This is a genomic window from Pseudoalteromonas sp. AOP7-A1-14 (assembly GCF_052376275.1).
Lineage (GTDB): Bacteria > Pseudomonadota > Gammaproteobacteria > Enterobacterales > Alteromonadaceae > Pseudoalteromonas.
Genome location: NZ_JBQSVO010000256.1, coordinates 1 through 1,110 on the forward strand (window position 1 = coordinate 1; position 1,110 = coordinate 1,110).

The window sequence follows — 1,110 nt, forward strand, 5'->3', positions numbered from 1 at the left end:
GGTAATCCCCCCATTTTTAATGGAGGCTAGCTGTAGAATTTCCGTTGATTAACTTTTCCAGCTTTTGTATTGGTGTTATACCACCTAACCCCATATTAGGACGCTCATTATTATAAGTCCATAGCCAATCAGTCGCTCTGTCTTGTAACTCACTAATATCACTGTAAATATAATGACTTAGCCAGTCGTAACGAACCGTTCGATTGAAGCGCTCTATATAGGCATTTTGCTGCGGGTTGCCGGGCTGAATGAACCGTAATTCGATATCATTATTCAACGCCCATTGCGCTAGCTGCTTGCTAATATATTCAGGGCCATTATCACATCTGATAGCTTTTGGTTTACCCCGCCATTCTATAATTTGATTTAACGAGCGGATCACACGTTCAGCTGGTAGTGATAAATCAGCGTCAATAGTCAGCCCTTCACGATTAAAGTCATCGATGACATTAAACAAACGACACGCTCTGCCATCCGCTAATTGGTCATGCATAAAATCCATTGACCAACATTCATTGATGGTTTCTGGTACTGCCAATGGCTCAGGCTTATCTCTATTTAAGCGTTTCCTAGGCTTGATACGCAAGTTCAACTCAAGCTCACAGTAAATGCGGTAAACTCGCTTGTGGTTCCACTTATACTTTTTCACATTGCGCAAATATAAAAAACATAACCTAAAACCCCAGTTCCGCTTTGACTCAGTCAGATCGAGTAACAGCTCTGCTATTTTTAGGTTTTCATTTTTTAATATCGACGCATAACGATAACAAGTTTCACTGATCATGAAAGTACGACAGGCTAAAGCAATGCTCATTCTATTTGTGCTAACGACTTCATGTGCCAATACTTTGCGCTCAGAAGCCTTTACCACTTTTTTGCCATGGCTTCTTGAATGACCTCTGATTTGAGCCGCTCTTCAGCATACATTTTCTTTAAACGGCGGTTTTCATCTTCCAGCTCTTTCATTCGCGTCATTAAAGATGCATCCATGCCGCCGTATTTAGCACGCCACTTATAAAAGGTTGAGTTGCCCATACCATGTTCACGGCATAGCTCAGGAATGGGCACACCGCTTTCGGCTTGCTTCAAAATGGCGAGGATCTGACTGTC

The 1,110-nt window shown here is 42.1% G+C and carries 1 protein-coding gene; it reads right to left on the reverse strand.

Features of this window, described 5'->3' with window-relative positions; genetic code table 11:
* Nucleotides 1–16: 16 nt before the first annotated feature.
* Nucleotides 17–1,110 (reverse strand): IS3 family transposase gene (locus tag ACT3RM_RS17965; protein WP_444511525.1). Its coding sequence is split into 2 segments (ribosomal slippage), with 1,095 coding nucleotides annotated over them: nucleotides 17–879 and nucleotides 879–1,110; the frame shifts between segments, so codons are not numbered across the junction. This gene is flagged as partial in the annotation.